The organism is Pseudoalteromonas sp. HL-AS2, assembly GCF_031198805.1.
GTDB lineage: Bacteria > Pseudomonadota > Gammaproteobacteria > Enterobacterales > Alteromonadaceae > Pseudoalteromonas > Pseudoalteromonas nigrifaciens.
This window is the reverse complement of the sequence record NZ_CP133571.1, coordinates 1340165-1358637: the sequence shown is the minus strand read 5'-3', so window position 1 is coordinate 1358637 and position 18473 is coordinate 1340165. Positions and strand designations below refer to the sequence as shown.

The window sequence follows — 18473 nt, the reverse complement described above, 5'->3', positions numbered from 1 at the left end:
CGACATAAGTAGCGATACTAATAAATAGTCCAGCGCCTTACAATGCAAACCACAAAGGTATAAAAGCTTACTATGAGCAAATCCACTACAAATGAACCCGTTATTATTATTGGCGGCGGCTTAGCTGGGTTATATAGTGCATACCTGCTACAGCAACGCAATATTCCCTACCTATTATTAGAAGCAAAACCACAGTTAGGCGGGCGAATTGAAGCAGCACATGACACTCACAATAGTGCTATTAGCTTTGATTTAGGCCCTACTTGGATTTTTGATCATCAACCTAAAATTCAACAACTTATCTCGTTATTATGCTTACCTGTATTTGCACAATATACACAAGGCGATGTGTTATATCAGGCAGCGCAAACGCTAAAGCCGCAACAAATAGCCGGTGCAGGCGAAATGCACCTACTAAGATTAACAGGCGGCATGTACAGCTTAATTAAAGCCTTGTATAAACAGCTTAATCCGGCTTCAATCCTAACAGAGCATCACGTCGTTAAATTACATAAACAACAAAATACCTGGCATATAACCGCTAACCACAATGGCAAAGTTAAGCAATTTAGCGCAAAGCAACTAATTGCAGCGCTCCCCCCACGTATGATAACCCAACACTTAACTCCTGATCTTTGGGCTGACCAAACACTTATAAATCGCTTAACTGCAGTGCCTACATGGATGGCAGGCCAAGTTAAATTTATAGCAACTTTTGAACATGCTTTTTGGCGTGATAAAAACTTATCTGGGCAATGCTTTAGCCGTGTTGGGCCATTAGTAGAAGTTCACGATGCAAGCGCCAGTCATAATGGCCACCCCGCCCTATTTGGCTTTATTGGTGTACCTTATTCAACGCGCAGTACAGTAAGCACTGAGCAATTAAAACAAGCGTGTATAGAGCAACTTGCTTATTTTTATGGCGATGAAGTATACGCGGCAACGGGGTATTTTATTAAAGACTGGGCAGCTGACCCCTATGTAGCAAATGAAAATGATAAAACAGGGCCTTCACAACACCCAGAGTTTAACTACTCGGGGCTAAGCTCACAGTTAGCTAACTTAAATATTCATTTTGTTGGCAGTGAATTTGCGCAGCAAGAGGCAGGATATTTAGAAGGTGCAATAAACGCAGCAGATACGGCTATTAATGCTTTAAAAGTTTAATAGCCGTAAAGTTATGCTTATAGCAAAGTAGTATACTACTTTGCTATAAATTAGTTTTCAGTAAGCTCTTCGCCTGTACCTAGTAATGTTGCCACCCAGCGGCCTTCGTCACTTGCCTCAAGCCCTATTTTAACTATCATAGTTAAAGGTACCGACAGCAACATACCTACAGAGCCTAATAACCAGCCCCAAAATATCAAAGACAAAAACACCACTAAGGTAGAAAGCCCCAGCCCTTTACCTAAAAATTTAGGCTCTACTATATTACCCATCACAGTATTAATAACTAAATATCCGGCTCCCACTAAACCAGCAACTAAAGGGCCTTGCGTTATAAGTGCCAATAATACCGCAGGTACAGCAGCAATAATTGAACCGATATTTGGAATGTAATTAAACATAAAGGCTAATACACCCCACAATACAAAATAATCGACATCTAAAAACCACAGTAAAGAAGCAGCTAATATACCCGTTCCTAAGCTTACTAAGGTTTTAATGGCTAAATAAGAGTTAATTGAGTCTAAAAAGCGATTAATTTGTTTCATTTTTTTATCAGGATCGTTAAGCGCCGAATGTATTTTATGATTAAGCGACGGCCCTTCAAATAGCATAAAAACCACGGTTAAAATAATTAAAAACATATTCGCCATTACTCCACCTAAGCCGGTGAGCATATTGGTGGCGACATCAACCATTTTACCAGGATCAAACATAGATAATATTTGGTCTTTATTAATTAAAATATTGTACTGCGACGCTATATCAACCAGCCAAACAAACTCTTCTTTTAATTTAACTTTAAATTGCGGAAGTTGCTGCGAAAAATCGTTAACTGACTGCCCTACCAAGCCGCCAAGGCTGACTCCTAGCCCTACAATAATAAGCACCACAAAAATAACAGCAATGCCTTTAGGAATACGATAGCGAGCAAAAAATTTAATTAGCGGACTGCAAATAATTGCAATAAATGCCGCTAAAATAAAGGGAATAATAATAGCGCTGGCCGACTTGATCCCTGCGAGCACAATAACCAGTGCAGCAAAAATAATTAAGCTTTTATTTACCCCTGTTAAACTTGCCAATATTATGATCCTTATTATTTTTTATTAGGCTTTAGTGTAAGGCAAAAGCTAATAAAATGAAATATTTACTAAGTGATCATAAAACTGCATTACACGTATAAATTTGCAAAACCAAGCACTAGCGAGTATAAATTTTAAACACTTGCTAGCAATTAAAAAATAAGGCTGTGTTATGCATATTTTTATTACTGGAGCTACTGGCTTAATTGGCCAACACCTTTGTCCTTTTTTAACCCATCATCATAGTGTTACTGTGCTAAGCCGTAACCCCACAAAAGCAAACGTACTTTTAGGGCATAAAATAAATGCAGTTACCAACATAGAAGCGGTTGATTTTAATAATGTTGATGTAGTAATTAACCTCGCAGGTGAGCCCATTGTAAATAAACGCTGGAGTGATAAGCAAAAATCGATTATTCGCGATAGCCGCATTGAGCTAACAAAACAAATATCTGCAGCAATCGCTGCATCCAATACCCCACCGCATACGTTTATATCAGGCAGCGCTGTTGGTTTTTATGGTCGCCAAGGCATTACCCCAATTGATGAAGAAAATAATAAACCCCACGATGAGTTTAGCCACCAGCTTTGTAAAGACTGGGAAAACGCAGCATTAGCAGCTCAATCAACTAGTACCCGCGTGTGTTTACTGCGCACAGGTATAGTATTAGCAAAAAAAGGCGGTGCTTTGAGCAAAATGCTACCGGCGTTTAAGCTCTGTTTAGGCGGCCCTATTGCCAATGGCGAGCAAGGTATGTCGTGGATCCATATTGACGATATGACGCAGTTAATATTATTTATTATAAAACATAAAAATATGACTGGGCCTATTAATGCAACGGCACCAAACCCTGTAAGTAGTAAAGTATTTAGCAAAAGTTTAGGTAAGGCGTTATCTCGACCAGCTCTAATTCCTATGCCAGCGCTTGTGTTAAAGCTGTTAATGGGCGAAATGGCTGATCTGCTCATTACCGGACAATATGTTTTACCCCAAAAAGCATTAGAGCATAACTACCGATTTCATTTTTCTGATATTGATTCGGCATTAGAGAGTTTAGTATAAGCACAGTCATTCAGCATTTATAAATACTTATTTAGTTATAAATACAATGCTTTACAACGATTTTTAAAATTTTATAACAGTATATAATACACGGACGCAGCGAATTGCTCTGCCACTTTATATTTAAGAGTACTTACAACATGCTGCACTTACCAACTATAACTAGCCTATCTTTTATTTTCAACTTACTGATAGGTATACTGTTTACTTCTTTTTACCTGCACAAAAAAACAACTAGCTTTTTGTTATTTGGTGGTGCTTGTATCTCGTTTGCCACTGCTATTTTACTTGTGAGCTTTAAAGAAGAGCTAAACCTCCCATGGCTAACTCACTACCTTGCAAACCTATTTATTATACTGAGCCCACTATTACTTGTAATCGGCTTAAATAAGTTTAACAACAAAGCTGTAATAAACTTAACGCCTTTGGCTTACCTTTATGGCTTGTGCGCTTTATTACTCGTGTTTGTATACAATCATGTTTTAAGCCAAATATTAACAAGCTTTATTGTTGCCATTTTATTTTTATACGGCGCTTTTATTTTATTAAAAACACACTGCGTTGCTAAATTACAGCAACGATTACTTATAATAGGCTTAGTAACACATAGCTTAGTGATGTTAGGACAAGTTATTTTATTGTTGCTCCCCTTTATAACCTCAAATAATGATGACTTTAAGCCCCAGTTACACATACTATTAATAGCGCACCTTTTTATTACCACACTCTGTGCTTTAATTTTGCCTTTTATTATTTTTGCAAATTCAGAATCTAAGCTGATTAACTTGGCAAACAATGATTCGTTAACGCAATTATTAAATCGCCGCGGATTTTTCTCTACCTGTAAAAACATTAAAGCCAATACAGCCGATAAAAATCATACCCTTGCTTTAATTATGTTAGATATAGATTTTTTTAAGCGTGTAAACGATAAATATGGCCATGATGTAGGCGACCAAGCATTAAAATGGATAGCGCAACATATCAGCCAATTATTTATGAATATTGGCATAACAGCGCGAATTGGGGGAGAAGAGTTTGCAGTATTGCTTAATGGTTATACGCTTGAGCAAGCAAATACCTTGGCAGAGCAATTAAGCTTTAATATTCGTCAGCAACCATTTTATTGTAATGATCAATCCATTCCTCTGTCTGTTAGTGCCGGTGTTAGTAGTACCACTATTAACCAGCTAAATTTAAAAGAGCTATTATTACACGCCGACAAACACCTATACCTTGCAAAAGAAACAGGCCGCGACAAAGTAGTTAGCCAATACGATCACACCCTCTTCTCGCAAGCCAACACGTCCGCAATATAATACTTAACCAGAGTTAAGGTTACTAAATAAAAAAGCGGCAAAAGCCGCTTTAAATAATTTTTTATAAAATTATATTTATTTAGTTATCCAAGGTGTTACTTTTATAACATCTGCTATATCAGCTAATTCTTTGGTATCGTCTTGCCAATTGTCTGCAACAGCGAAATAGCACACTGATTTTTTACACTCAATGCTTTCATCATCAAAATGCATTGGCTTTTTAAAGGTAACAACTACGCCTTTTTGTTCTGGTAATAAAAACCACATTAATTTGCTAACAAAAAATCCCGATAAATCAGCCAACAGTTCGTCAAGTTCAGTGTGTATAGTAAATAACGACTGTTTAGTAAAGCTTAAACCTTCAAGTTCATTCGCTTCTATTTGTAATTTTAACTGACAGTCATGTACCGGATTTTGCGGTTGCACCACAATAACCGCTTTATCTGTATCAAGTTGCTTATCAAAAGGCAGTAATAATTGCGCTTGTTCGGTGTAATTGAGCGGGTATTCGTTATTTTCGGTTAAAATTGTGCCACTTTTAATTGCACAGGCTTCGTTAGTGCCAATATCGCTAATATAAAAATTAACTCGCGCATATTGAAAATCACCTTTATTAACCACTTTTAAGCGATCGTAAAAGCCATCGTACGACATTACAAACTCTCTAGCAGAGGCATTTAATGCGGTAACACTCAGTAGTGTTAACGACAGTGCTGTCATTATATTTAATACACTTTTATTCATCAAAGTAGGCTCTATTTTGGTTAATCATAGTGTTTAGCTCTTCTATATACGCTTCACCACGCTCTGAATACGACATTAAACCCTGAGTTAATAATGTTGCTGCTATGGGTTGTTGTTCTAAGCGTAGGTTTTCGCGAATAGATCGCAGCTCTTTATAAGCATTATGGGTGTTTATATTTTTAAAGTAAGAACTAACCGCAGCACGCACTGACTTAAACGCAGCCACTTCATGTGCAGCACCGGTATCGCGTCTACCAGGGACCATACCGCAGCCTTTTGAATAACACCACTGGCCAAAAAAGTTCAGGCCAATACGTGCAAATCGCGATGTTCCCCACGCAGACTCATTAGCAGCTTGCATTAGGGCTAGTTCTTTAGGGATCACGTCTACACGGCGAAGTGCTTGTTTAAGCGTAAAGCTATCTATTGTTGTGGGTAGGTCGTACGACTTTAATATTTTAACAATATCATTGCTTTGTTTTTCATCTAACGGTAAGTCGTTTTCAAGCATCATTCGAGCAATTTCTAAATTAGCGCGTTGTTGTAAAATCTTTTTATTTTCGGCTTCTACATGCGGTTTAATAAAGTTAAAAAATGCCCGCTTTTTATCTTTTACATCCGCAAACTCAGAAAACTTTGGTAGCGTTACACTGTGCAGCGGTTTTTCTTTTTTCTTTTGCTTTTTAGATTGCTCTGAACTTGTTTGTTCATCTGAACCACTCTCGTCACTTTGTAAAAAAGGAAACGCCAGTGCCCAAATAAAAAGTGCGGCTAATATAAACTTTATAATGTTTTTTAACATGTACTCTCTCAATAAAACTTTAAATTATGTATGGGTAATGCACATACATACGAAGCGTTATTATACCTAAGCCACTTTATAAAGGCGAACTTTCACTAACTGCGCAAATACCGTACAACGTGTGCACTCGCAATTTATAGTTCATGGGTATATTCTAACGTTATTAACTAATTACGAGTCAGTAGTATGGACAAACAGTGGCAAAGCCGAATTATAGAACAGTATAAACACCGCCCTAATGATAATCGCTCACCGTGGCAGGTTGATCGCTCACGTATTATTCATGCTGCTGCGTTTAGGCGTCTGCAAGCTAAAACCCAAATTATGGGTATTGGCTTAAACGACTTTTACCGTACTCGCCTTACTCACTCATTAGAAGTGTCGCAAATTGGCACCGGCATACTGCGCCATTTAAAAGTACAACACAGCGACTTTAGCCATTTTCCGTCAACCGGATTACTAGAAACCCTATGCTTAGCCCACGACATTGGCCACCCGCCGTTTGGTCATGGCGGCGAAATTGCACTTAATTATATGATGCGCGATCACGGTGGTTTTGAAGGCAACGCGCAAACGCTGCGTATTGTTGCCAAGCTTGAACCATACAGCGACGGCCATGGTATGAACCTTACCCGCCGCACCTTATTGGGCTTTATAAAATACCCTGCATTTATAAATAAGCTTTGGCACACTATCCCTAAAGCAAACCCTGAGCGTGCATTTATTAAAGCAGACGATTGGCGACCAGCTAAAGGCTTATATAACGACGATGCGGCTATATTCAATTGGATAGTAGAGCCCTTGAGTCAAAACGATAAAAGCTTGTTAAGTAACCACACGGCAATAGATAAGTACCGCGCTAAAACCAGCTATAAGTCGCTCGATAGCGCCATAATGGAGCACGCCGACGATATAGCCTATGCGGTACACGACCTAGAAGATGCCATAGCCACCAAAGTACTTACTCTTGATGATTGGCAAACCCATGCTTTACCACAACTGCAGGCGCTTAACTATAGCTGGTTAAACGATATGCTTGAATCACTCACTTTACGACTGTTTTCAAAGCATGATTTTGAGCGCAAAGATGCCATAGGCGAGCTGGTTAATACCTTTATCATTCATATTCATTTAGATGTGCAAAACGAAGCGTTCGAATGCCCTATTTTAAAATACACAGCCAAGCTAGAAACTCAGTACGAAAGTGTACTGCAAATACTTAAACACTTTGTGTTTCAGCGCTTAATTCGCAACCCTAAAATGCAACAAATTGAGTTTAAAGGGCAAAACCTACTGATTGAATTATTTACCGCTTTTGCCAGCGATCCGCTGCGGTTATTACCCGAAACCACGCAAGCCCAGTACATAGAGGCGCAAAAACAAAACCAAGGTATGCGTATTATTTGCGATTACCTCAGTGGTATGAGTGATGAATACGCCTATAAAACCTATCAACGGCTGTTTTCACCCGTTCAATAATGAGTGGCTTATAAACGATTAATAAAAAACCGAGTAAGTTAATTTACTCGGTTTTTTTGTGGTTACTTCACTTTTAAAAGGTCGTAATTAAAGTGACTTAACTCCCATGTTATAAAGCGTAAAGCCATACATATCGGCGTACAAATCAATAATTTTACTCGTTGGTGTGCCTGCACCATGTCCGGCGTTTGTTTCAATACGAATAAGCGTAGGGTTTGTACCCGCTTGTTTAGCTTGTAACTGCGCAGCAAATTTAAATGAGTGCGAAGGCACTACTCTATCGTCATGATCTCCTGTTGTTATCATAGTCGCAGGGTATTCTATGCCCGCTTTTACATTATGCAGCGGTGAGTAGTTTTTTATGTAAGTAAACATTTCTTTGCTTTGCTCACTGGTTCCATAATCGTACGCCCAGCCTGCGCCTGCAGTAAATGTATGGTAACGCAGCATATCGAGTACGCCTACAGCCGGCAGCGCCACTTGAAATAAATCAGGTCGCTGGGTCATAACTGCGCCTACCAATAAGCCACCATTTGAGCCGCCACGCAGAGCTAAACGCTGTTTAGATGTGTACTTTTTGCTTTGTAAATACTCAGCTGCGGCAATAAAGTCATCAAATACATTTTGTTTTTGTAATTTAGTGCCCGCATTGTGCCACTCTTTCCCGTACTCACCACCACCGCGAATATTGGCCACCGCATACACACCGCCTTGTTCAAGCCACGCGGCAGTGGTTGGGCTAAAGCTTGGCGTTAAGCTAATATTAAAACCACCATAACCATATAAAATAGTTGGGTTTGAACCATCTAACTTTATACCGTTTTTGTAGGTAATTATCATAGGTACTTTAGTGCCGTCTTTTGAGTTATAAAACACTTGCTCAGAGGTGTAATCGTCACTATTAAAATCAACCCCAGATTTACGATAAACACCCGACTCCCCTGCAGTTACATCAAACGTATAGGTCGTTCCTGGGGTTTTGTAATTGGTAAAAGAGTAATACAGCGTTGTTTGCTCTTTTTTGCCACTAAAGCCACCCGCTGTGCCCACACCCGGCAAGGTAATATCGCGAATTAGCTCCCCCTTTTTGTTGTACTGTTTCACTTTTGAAATAGCATCAACCATGTAATTTGCAAAAAAGGTATCGCCGCCTTTAGTAAGTTTTAATACATTTTCGGTTTCGGGAATAAAGTCTTGCCAGTTTTGCGGGCCAGGATCAGCTGCATCTACCGTCACTACTTTTTGATTTGGGGCATTTAAGTTAGTCACTAAAAACAGCTTACTACCTTCGTTATCAATAACCGATGTATCTGAGTCAGTGTTTCCTACAATAGTCACAAACTCGCTATTTTTTTGAGTTAAGTCTTTAATAAATAGCTTATTACCCGAAGTAGAAGTACTAGCCGAAATAAGTAAATAACGGCCATCATGCGTTACATCTGCTCCTACATAACGATGTTTTTGCTCATCGGTTGCGCCAAATACCAACTTATCGGTTGCTTGATCAGATCCTAAGGTGTGATAGTACACTTTATGCTGATCGGTTTTAGCCGACAACTCACTGCCTTCAGGTTTATCGTAGCTAGAATAGTAAAAACCCTCGTTGCCTAACCAGTCTATGCCACTAAATTTCACATCAACTAAAGCCTGCTCCACTTGCTCTTTAGTTTGCGTGTCTATAATAATAATTTTGCGCCAATCACTGCCGCCTTGAGATATTTGATACGCGAGTAATGAGCCATCTTTTGAAAACGACAACCCCGACATAGACGTAGTGCCATCGTCGCTAAACGTGTTTGGATCTAAAAACACCTCAACGTCACCACCCTCTTTACTGCGATATAAAACATACTGGTTTTGCAGGCCATCGTTTTTATAAAAGTAGGTGTAATCGCCCTCGGTAAAGGGAGCGCCTATTTTTTCGTAGTTCATTAACTTTTCAAGACGTTGCTTTAACTTATCGCGATAAGGAATTTGCTCTAAATACGAAAAGGTTACCTTGTTTTGTGCTTTAACCCAGCTGGCAGTCTCTGCGCTCATATCATCTTCTAACCAGCGATATGGGTCGGCCAGTGTTTCGCCAAAGTAGCTATCTACTACCTCACCCTTTTTAGTTACTGGGTAGCTCACTGAATTTGCTTGGCTCATAGGTGCTTTAACTTCTTTATTAGTTGCGGTATTTGTTGGCTCTGAACAGCCACTAAGTGCTACAAGAACAGCACATGCTAGGGTTTGTTTAAACATTTATCGTTCCATTATTATTGATTTTTAATAGTAGGCCTAAGTTATTAACTTTAAGCAAGTTTGTCTAGCTAGATACGTTCAATACCACTTGTCGCTGTAAACAAGTGTAAACTTAGGCTTTAATAAGATTACACAGCATTAATAAATAAGAGCAGTACATGCCCAGCCCTAAATTTAATAGCTTTAAAGCATTTTACCCCTACTACTTAACAGAGCATCGCAATATTACGTGCCGACGCTTGCACTTTATTGGCAGCACTTTAGTACTTTTTGTTATTGGCGTAGCGGTGCTTAAATCGCAATACCCTTTATTGTGGTTGTTACCAGTAATTGGCTATGGTTTTGCCTGGGTTGGGCATTTCTTTTTTGAAAAAAACAGACCCGCTACCTTCAAGCACCCTTTTTACAGTTTGTGGGGCGACTGGGTTATGTTTAAAGATATGCTCATTGGAAAAATAAAGTGGTGAGTTATATCTAGTAAACAATGTAGTGAGTTATAGCTAATAAAATAAATTTCTATTATTAACCCCTCACTTTAAAGTAAACATTATGTTTATTGAATGTTATTCAATTGACTGCCTTTGCTGCTTGGGTATATGTTAAAAGCTGTAATTTTAATTAGCTCAATTGTTACTGCAAATTTAACTGAACTAATTTACTGCGTTTTTGAATGAGGGAATCAACATGAATAATAAATTATTATTAAAACTGCAAAAATCAACGCCACTCACTGTGTGCGCGCTAAGCGTATCGGCGGCATTACTGGGCTCTATGTACGCATCTGCTGCTGAGCAAGACACCCAAGCCGAGGCAAATATTGAACAAATTAGTGTTATTGGCTCACGCCGACTAGGCCGAACTGTAGAGGACAGCCCAGTTCCAATTGATATTATTGGTGCCGATTCGCTTAAAAATTCAGGTCAAACCGAAACCAACGCCCTGCTTAGTAGCTTACTGCCTAGCTTTAACTTTCCGCAAGCATCACTCACCGATGGTAGTGACCATGTGCGCCCAGCTCAACTGCGTGGTTTAGCACCCGATCACACCTTAGTGCTTGTTAATGGTAAGCGTCGCCATAGTAATGCGCTACTTAATTTAAATGGCTCAACGGGTCGAGGCTCATCATCGGTTGATTTAAATGCTATTCCGGCCAATGCTATTGCCCGAATTGAGGTACTGCGTGATGGCGCTGCTGCGCAGTATGGATCCGACGCAATAGCCGGTGTTATTAATATTGTACTTAAAAGTGCTAGTAGTGGCGGTTCTGTATCGGCTATATATGGCGCAAACATGACCGAAATGGATGGCGTGCCTGAACTTAAATCGGTATCAGAAGATGCCAATGGTAATTTAGCCTTTAACGAAGGGAGCGACCGTTCATTAACCGATGGTCAAACGTTAACACTGCAAGGCAATATGGGATTTGAGCTAGGCGATAACGGTTTTTTAAATATATCTACCGAATATCGCGATCGTCATTCAACCAATCGCTCTGACTACGACCAACGTGAAAACTACGCTCGTTTAGATGATGGCTCCGTAAATGGCGCACTCGATCCACGCGAGTTAACCTGGGATCGCTACAATCATAATTTTGGTAATGGTAATGTAGAAGACTTTTCTGTTTTTTATAACGCAGGATATGAGCTAACAAATAACGCTGAACTGTATTCTTTTGGCTCTTATAGTAAACGTGAAGGCGAAGGTGGAGGTTTTTACCGCCGCGCGCAAGATGATCGTAACGTCACCGAAATTTACCCCGACGGCTTTTTACCGGTTATCACCTCTGATATAAATGACTTTTCTCTCGCATTGGGTGTTAAAGGCTTTGTGAGTGAGTGGAATTACGATGTATCTGCCGTATACGGGCTAGATGACTTTGAATTTGGTGTAATAGATAGCGTAAATACCTCGTATGGGCCAAGCAGCCAAACACGTTTTGATGCCGGTACACTTACCTACGACCAACTTACGCTTAATGTTGATTTTAGCCGCGAGGTTGATGTCGACTTTTTAGCCAGCGGCTTAAACATTGCTGTAGGTGCTGAGTACCGCCGCGAAGGCTACGAAATTCAAGCAGGCGAAGAAGCCTCTTATGCCCAAGGTACATTTGGCCCTGGTGGTGCAGTAACCGATCCAGTGAACGGCCCATTTGGTTCAGCAGGCTCGCAAGTGTTCCCTGGCTTTACCCCTGAATCGGCAAGCGATAACAGCCGCCATAATGTAAGCTTATACGTAGATTTAGAAGCCTACATTACCGACAACTGGAACTTAACCGTTGCAGCGCGTTACGAAGATTACTCTGACTTTGGTGATACCTTAAACGGTAAAATTGCCACACGTTATACACTAACCGAAGATTTAGCGCTGCGCGCCTCAGTATCAACCGGTTTTAGAGCGCCTTCGCTACAGCAACAACATTTTACTTCAGTCGCTACTGTATTTGTTGATGGTGAACCCACACAAACCGGTACTTTTGCACCCAGCAGTAACGTTGCAAAAGCACTCGGATCACCTGGCCTAGATGCCGAAGAAGCCACCAACTATGGAATAGGCTTTACTTGGTCAACCGACTTTAATTTCAGCTTATCGGTAGATTACTATCAAATACTTATTGATGACCGTATTGTACTGTCGAATAACTTATCTGGCGCTGCTATTGCCGATTTACTCGAAGGTACAGGGGCTAATCAAGGACGATTTTTCTTAAACGCTATTGATAGTAAAACTCGCGGTGTTGATGTTGTTGCTTCATATAACCTAATTACAGATAACTACGGCGATGTAGCATTTAATTTAGGCTTTAACTATGGCAAAAACCAAGTAACAGACATTATTGCCCCACCTGCAGAGCTGCAAGGCGCTGGGTTTGATCAAGACAACTTATTTTCTGGTAACGAACTACGTCGCTTTGAAGTAAGTACCCCGCGTAATAAATATAACTTAAGCGCGGTTTGGACTATGGATGATTGGCGTGCCACCCTACGAAACACTCGCTACGGCGAAACCCAAGATCCATCGGATATTGCACAGCGTAACGAGGTTTTAAAACCTAAATGGATCACCGATTTAGATGTAGCCTACGCAGTAACTGACAATGTATCGGTAAGCTTAGGTGCTAATAATATTTTTGATGTATACCCAGATCCAACCCGCGACCTAGTTGATGACGTAACTACATTCTCACGCTTATTTTCGTACTCAAGCTTTTCGCCATTTGGTTTTAATGGCCGCTACGTTTACGGCAAAATAGAAATGAGATTTTAATCCGCTAAGGTGTAAAGCTATTTAACCTAAGCGCTAATTAAATAGCAAAAATACAAAAGCCACCTAATTAAAGTTAATTAGGTGGCTTTTTAGTGGGTTAAATTAAAAACTAAATTTTAGTTAACCAACCGTGTGTATCTGCAGTTTTACCCCATTGAATATCGTTCAATGCTTGGCGCAGGCGCGCAGTAGTTGGGCCAGCTTCGCCGTTACCAACTTGGTATTCTTTATCATTATGAATAAATGTGCCCACTGGTGTTAATACTGCCGCAGTACCCGAAAGTGCTGCTTCAGTGCCCGGTTTAGCTGCGCGCTCTAAAAGCTCAGTAACGCTAAAGTTACGCTCGCTTACCGTCATACCTAAGTCTTTAGCTATGGTTAAAATACTATTACGGGTAACACCATGTAAAAACGTGCTATCGAGCGCTTTAGTAATAATTTCGTTGCCATCAATTAAAATAAAGTTAGCTGCACCGGTTTCTTGTACGTCGCCGCCTGGACAAAATAAAATTTGATCAGCCTGATGCTTAGTACGTGCTGCTGAAATTGGTCCTAGTGCACTGGCGTAGTTGCCACCACTTTTTATCATGCCCATGTGCGGCGCACAGCGCATACCATCTTCTTCAAGTAATACGCGCAGTGCCGTTGCACCGCCACTAAAGTAATCACCTACTGGCGATAACAAGGTATATAGCAATGAGCTCATTGAAGGCGCAGCGGCTTTACCAATTGCGGCCTCAGTACCAATATGCGTTGGGCGAATATACATAGAGCCCGGTGGTAAAGGCGTTTCATCTGCATATTGGCGCACAATATCAATAATCATGGTTTTTAGCATCTCGCCATCAACACTTGGTAAACTAAGCAATTCTGAACTCTGCTGCATGCGCGCAATGTTTGCATCCATTCTAAAAATATAGACTGAGCCATCTTCATGGCGAAAGGCTTTTAAGCCTTCAAAACATGTGCTTGAATAATGTAAAACGTGAGCGCCAGGATGCAGTTCAAGCTTATCAGAAGGGACAATTGAGCTTTCGCTCCATTTATTATCAGAAAAACGAGCTTGAATCATCTGCGGCATAAACACAGTACCAAATGCGGCCATTTTAATCTCTCTTGTGTGGTCTATTTTTCTCCATTGTATGACAACCAACTACTACTTAACCATAGCAAAACAGCCTGTTTTTTAATTAATTAGAAGAATTTTTTGCATGTAGTGATGGTTATTTAATCAAAAAAGCCATTTTCAACACTTTAATGCAATAATCAGCTAACGCCTTTACGCTAACCGATTATTTAATGCAGGCATTACCGTTACAGCTACTTTATTAATCATTATTTAAAAGAATACCGAAATATACGCTTTAACACCGAGGCATATTGACTAAAAAACCCACCAGTATTGTAAGCAATCCCTTGTTTTTGCAATACTGCTTGTACTTGCGGTGCCACTTCTTGATAACGCGACGAAGGCATATCTGGAAATAAGTGATGCTCAATTTGAAAACTCAAATGCCCGGTTAATACATGAAACCAACGCGGCCCTTTAATATTTGACGAGCCCAATACTTGGCGGTAATACCACTGCCCTTGGCTTTCGTTTACACAGTCTTGTTCTTTAAAGGTATGGGTTTGCTCAGTAAAGTGACCACAAAATATAATGGTCGACGTCCATAAGTTACGGATTAAATTTGCCACTAAGTTACCCGTTAATACCCACAAAAATAATGGTCCAGCAAGTAGCGGAAATATCACATAGTCTTTAATTAATTGGCGCGCGCCTTTACTAAAAAAGCGCTGCTTTAAGGTGCTATGCAACACGGCTCCATCGCGGTGTGGCTTCTTTTTACCTATAAACACGCGCTCGCCTGCCAGTTCGTGATACGACACTCCCCATTGAAACAACACACTTAAATTTAAATAGGTTATAAATTGCCACGTGTTTTTTAAACGCCATTTAAAATCGTCACTTAACCTTAATAAGCCATAACCAAAATCGCGGTCTTTACCTATAATATTGGTGTATGTGTGGTGCTCAAAGTTATGCACTCGGTGCCAACTTTGTCCATCGCAGGCTATGTCCCATTCATAGTTTTGTGAATTAAGTTGCTTATCGTTCATCCAATCGTACTGGCCATGCATTACATTGTGGCCAATTTCCATATTATCTAAAATTTTAGCAAGGGCGAGTAACAGCACACCCACAACCCACAGTAATGGCACAATAAAACCAAGCATAAGTAAAATACGCCCGCTCCATTCGCATACTCGCTGTTTACGTACAACAGCGCGAATATAATCAGCATCTTGCTGGCCTACTTTGCCAAGGGTATCCATTTTTATGGCATTTAATTCTTTTTCTAATTGCTCAAAGTTAATGGTTTTCATAATTGTAGCTCCAAATCACTTACCGCTTGGCTTACGCAAAGTTGAATTAACTGCTCGCCGCTATCACTCAATTCACCGGTTTTTAAATTGCGTACCACGCCTGACTTTTTAATACATTGGCACTGATGGCAAATACCAATGCCGCAACCGCGTTTAACGGGTAGCTTTTTTTCTTCAAACTGAGTCAGCAAAACATCGTTGCCCAACACCACATGCGCGCCACTGTTAATTTTCACATTAAATTGGCTATCGCCTTTAAAGCTCGGCAACGCTAAACCAAATGCCTCTTGGTAGTAATTTAAATCATGCTTTTTAGCAAAGTCACTCACCGTTTGCATAAAGGCTGCAGGGCCACAGCAATAAATATCGGGGTTTTCCCATGGTTTAATATTGCAGGTTATATCGCTTGATTGCTCGCGCGTTAATAATAAAAACGAAAAATGCTCAAACCGTGCAGCCAGTTCACCCAACTCATCAACACATTGATGCTCAGTTACTTTTGCGTAATACACTAACAACACCTTTTGCGTTGTTTGGCTTAGGTAATCATCAAGCATAGCCAGCATGGGGGTAATGCCCGACCCACCAGCAATAAAAGTGGCCGGTGTATGTGTGTTTTTAAATACAAAGTCGCCGTTTGGCGCAGAAATACTGCACCACAAACCCGCTTTTAAGGTGTTATTTAGTAAACTTGTAAAACGCCCTTGTGGATTTGTTTTGATTAGTAAACGCACTAACCCTGTATTTTTAAATTGCTGAGCGCTTGAAGCCACAGTAAAAACACGCGTTAATAATCGCCCGTTAATTTCAAGGGTTAAACTTATATGCTGCCCAGCAGTATGCTTAGGCCATTGCTTACTTGGTTTAAGTTGCACACTTAAAAAATTGCCATTAAGGGTAACTGCGTCAACTACTTGGGCTCTATATTGCCCTGCGCGCCATGCGGGTTTAAACACCTGCATAATTGGCTCTATATAACTGGCAAAACTTTGATGATGTAAAAACCATTTTGAAAATTGATCTAATATTTGCGTGATCATAAGCACTTAATTCTCTATTGCGATTCAAAACACTTTGGGCTTACACGTGTGCGCCCAAACTTTCAGCGCACAAGTGTACGCTCAATATTTGTGATTTCAACCCTGTTAGAGTAATTATTCAATATTTAGCTGCAGGACTAATTTATACTTTAATAATCGATTTTCCACGCGGCATCGTATGTATACTCAATCAAGCAAATACATTAAAAGTAATTAAGAGAGTAAGCATGTTTTCGATATTTAAATCAGATCCAAGCAAAAAACTACGCAAAGAGTACGACGCAAAATTAGAGCAAGGCATGCAGGCACAGCGTAAAGGCGATATTAAAAGCTACGCTATGTTAAGCGCCGAGGCCGAAAAAATTTGGAGTGAAATAGAAAAAATAAACGCTGAAAAGTAATATACTTCTTAGCGTTGAAGAAAGATTATTACAAATCGTTTTTAGGCTGTTTTAGCTGCTTGTCGTGTACTTTAGAAAGTACTAGCAGCGAGCAAATAGCACCTAATAGTGCTAATCCCATATCTGATTGGGTATCCCAAATATAACCTTGGGTGCCTAAAAATGCTTCGGCATTTTCGCCGCTCAACAATGCCACCCACCACTCTAGTAGCTCATAAAAAGCACTAAAGGCTAAGCATATCGAAATAATAAACGTAATGAGCCACCCTTTGCCATTAACTACATTTTTACGCAGTAAAATTTCGCGTGCTAGTAATGCAGGTACAAAACCCTGAAAAAAGTGCCCTACTTTGTCGTAGTTATTGCGCTCACTGCCAAATAAATTATCGAATAGCGGTACTTCAGCATAGGTGTAATGGCCGCCTACCATCAACACAATACAATACGCTAGAATAAACCAATATAAAATAGGGGTTAACTTAAATTGTTTATAGGTGCCAAGCATAATTACCACACCAATAATGGCTGGTAGCACTTCTAAAAACCAAGTAAATTGATCTTTTGGGTTTATGCCCGACCAGATCAGCACGCTAAAAAATAATCCGAGCCATATATACTTTATTATCATTTTTATACTCAACTATAGCTTTCTTGAATTTTGGTATTACTTAAAGTTAACTTTTGCAGTTAAACGGTTAAATAAACGTGGAAAAAAGCGTTTAATGGTAGGAGCCCAACCACTTAAACCTTGGCCAACAATCACTTCATCTTTTTTGCTATTAATAGCGTTAATCATTTTTGATGCGGCTACTTTAACATCCATGCCATTTTCTATAGCTTGCTCAGATTTATTTTGTGCAACACCTTGCGGGTTTAATGAGTTGTGCGCAATCGCGGTTTTTATAAAACCTGGGCAAATTGTTAAACAATGAATGTTATGCTCTTTTACTTCTGCGCGCAGGCAATCCATAAACCCCACCACAGCAAATTTAGTGCCTGAGTAACCGGTTCTTAGTTTAGAGCCTACCTTTCCTGCCACACTACTTATAGCCACAACCGAGCCACTTTTTCTTGCAACCATAGAGGGCAGTACCGCTTTAGTTAATGCCACTAAACCAAAATAGTTAACCTCCATTAATTGGCGGTACACTTTAAAGTCGTTTTCTAAAAATAAGCTACGCTGCGATATGCCACCGTTATTAATTAAAATATCGATTGCGGGCAACTCATTTATTGCCGCGGTAACTTTACTCAATACTTCTTCGGGCTTTGCTAAATCGAGTGGCAATATTAAATGCCCACCTCCTTTTAGTTCAGCCTTAAGAGCTGTCAGTTTTTCAACATTACGCGCCGATAAAATAACGCTAGCACCTAGCTCTGCAAACTGTATTGCCAGCTCCCTACCTATGCCCGATGACGCACCGGTGATCCATACTGTTTTATTATTATAATTCATATATTGTTACCGTATTTT

At 40.0% G+C, this 18473-nt stretch carries 16 protein-coding genes; 7 read left to right on the top strand and 9 right to left on the bottom strand.

Features of this window, described 5'->3' with window-relative positions; translation table 11 throughout:
* Positions 1-72 precede the first annotated feature (72 nt).
* Positions 73-1167 (top strand): FAD-dependent oxidoreductase, encoded by a 1095-nt coding sequence (locus RB215_RS06475; RefSeq protein WP_309217045.1) that lies wholly within the window; start codon positions 73-75, stop codon positions 1165-1167.
* Between the two features lie 50 nt (positions 1168-1217).
* On the opposite strand, the gene RB215_RS06470 is transcribed toward RB215_RS06475, so the two are convergent.
* A complete protein-coding gene (locus RB215_RS06470; protein WP_041454403.1) occupies positions 1218-2252 on the bottom strand; it encodes an AI-2E family transporter in 1035 nt (344 codons plus the stop codon).
* A gap of 172 nt (positions 2253-2424) precedes the next feature.
* Between RB215_RS06470 and RB215_RS06465 the strand changes: the two genes are divergently transcribed.
* Together RB215_RS06465 and RB215_RS06460 are read left to right on the top strand one after the other, a co-directional pair.
* Positions 2425-3315: a TIGR01777 family oxidoreductase gene (locus tag RB215_RS06465; protein WP_182677066.1), complete on the top strand. Its 891-nt coding sequence runs from the start codon at positions 2425-2427 to the stop codon at positions 3313-3315.
* 140 nt (positions 3316-3455) lie between these two features.
* Positions 3456-4634 carry a GGDEF domain-containing protein gene (locus RB215_RS06460; protein ID WP_208834038.1) on the top strand — a complete coding sequence of 393 codons (1179 nt, stop codon included), beginning with the start codon at positions 3456-3458 and terminating at the stop codon, positions 4632-4634.
* Between the two features lie 75 nt (positions 4635-4709).
* Here the strand turns inward: RB215_RS06460 and RB215_RS06455 are convergent, their stop codons facing one another.
* On the bottom strand, positions 4710-5378 hold the full coding sequence (locus RB215_RS06455) for a DUF2987 domain-containing protein (RefSeq protein WP_041454402.1): 669 nt from the start codon (positions 5376-5378) through the stop codon (positions 4710-4712).
* Positions 5371-6180: a glucosaminidase domain-containing protein gene (locus tag RB215_RS06450; RefSeq protein ID WP_089368164.1), complete on the bottom strand. Its 810-nt coding sequence runs from the start codon at positions 6178-6180 to the stop codon at positions 5371-5373. Before RB215_RS06450 ends, RB215_RS06455 begins: the two co-directional genes overlap by 8 nt.
* Positions 6181-6366: 186 nt before the next feature.
* Between RB215_RS06450 and RB215_RS06445 the strand changes: the two genes are divergently transcribed.
* Positions 6367-7659: an anti-phage deoxyguanosine triphosphatase gene (locus RB215_RS06445; protein WP_306288096.1), complete on the top strand. Its 1293-nt coding sequence runs from the start codon at positions 6367-6369 to the stop codon at positions 7657-7659.
* Between the two features lie 87 nt (positions 7660-7746).
* On the opposite strand, the gene RB215_RS06440 is transcribed toward RB215_RS06445, so the two are convergent.
* On the bottom strand, positions 7747-9903 hold the full coding sequence (locus RB215_RS06440; RefSeq protein WP_309217043.1) for a prolyl oligopeptidase family serine peptidase: 2157 nt from the start codon (positions 9901-9903) through the stop codon (positions 7747-7749).
* A 158-nt stretch (positions 9904-10061) separates the two neighbouring features.
* On the opposite strand from RB215_RS06440, the gene RB215_RS06435 reads away from it, so the two are divergent.
* Positions 10062-10370, top strand: coding sequence for a DUF962 domain-containing protein (locus RB215_RS06435; protein WP_011327955.1), 309 nt, complete (start codon positions 10062-10064; stop codon positions 10368-10370).
* A gap of 217 nt (positions 10371-10587) precedes the next feature.
* Positions 10588-13170 (top strand): TonB-dependent siderophore receptor, encoded by a 2583-nt coding sequence (locus tag RB215_RS06430; protein ID WP_011327954.1) that lies wholly within the window; start codon positions 10588-10590, stop codon positions 13168-13170.
* A 109-nt stretch (positions 13171-13279) separates the two neighbouring features.
* On the opposite strand, the gene RB215_RS06425 is transcribed toward RB215_RS06430, so the two are convergent.
* The 3 genes from RB215_RS06425 to RB215_RS06415 form a co-directional block, all read right to left on the bottom strand.
* Positions 13280-14275 (bottom strand): branched-chain amino acid aminotransferase, encoded by a 996-nt coding sequence (locus RB215_RS06425; RefSeq protein WP_011327953.1) that lies wholly within the window; start codon positions 14273-14275, stop codon positions 13280-13282.
* 230 nt (positions 14276-14505) lie between these two features.
* Positions 14506-15558 (bottom strand): acyl-CoA desaturase, encoded by a 1053-nt coding sequence (locus RB215_RS06420; protein WP_309217042.1) that lies wholly within the window; start codon positions 15556-15558, stop codon positions 14506-14508.
* Complete coding sequence (locus tag RB215_RS06415; RefSeq protein ID WP_309217041.1) at positions 15555-16598, bottom strand: FAD-binding oxidoreductase; 1044 nt, start codon at positions 16596-16598, stop codon at positions 15555-15557. Before RB215_RS06415 ends, RB215_RS06420 begins: the two co-directional genes overlap by 4 nt.
* Before the next feature lie 227 nt (positions 16599-16825).
* Between RB215_RS06415 and RB215_RS06410 the strand changes: the two genes are divergently transcribed.
* Positions 16826-16999, top strand: a complete 174-nt coding sequence (locus RB215_RS06410) for a DUF6435 family protein (RefSeq protein WP_182677052.1) — start codon at positions 16826-16828, stop codon at positions 16997-16999.
* Between the two features lie 28 nt (positions 17000-17027).
* On the opposite strand, the gene RB215_RS06405 is transcribed toward RB215_RS06410, so the two are convergent.
* A complete protein-coding gene (locus RB215_RS06405) occupies positions 17028-17621 on the bottom strand; it encodes a DUF2238 domain-containing protein (RefSeq protein WP_309217157.1) in 594 nt (197 codons plus the stop codon).
* A 42-nt stretch (positions 17622-17663) separates the two neighbouring features.
* A complete protein-coding gene (locus RB215_RS06400) occupies positions 17664-18455 on the bottom strand; it encodes an SDR family oxidoreductase (protein WP_309217040.1) in 792 nt (263 codons plus the stop codon).
* Between the last annotated feature and the right edge of the window lie 18 nt (positions 18456-18473).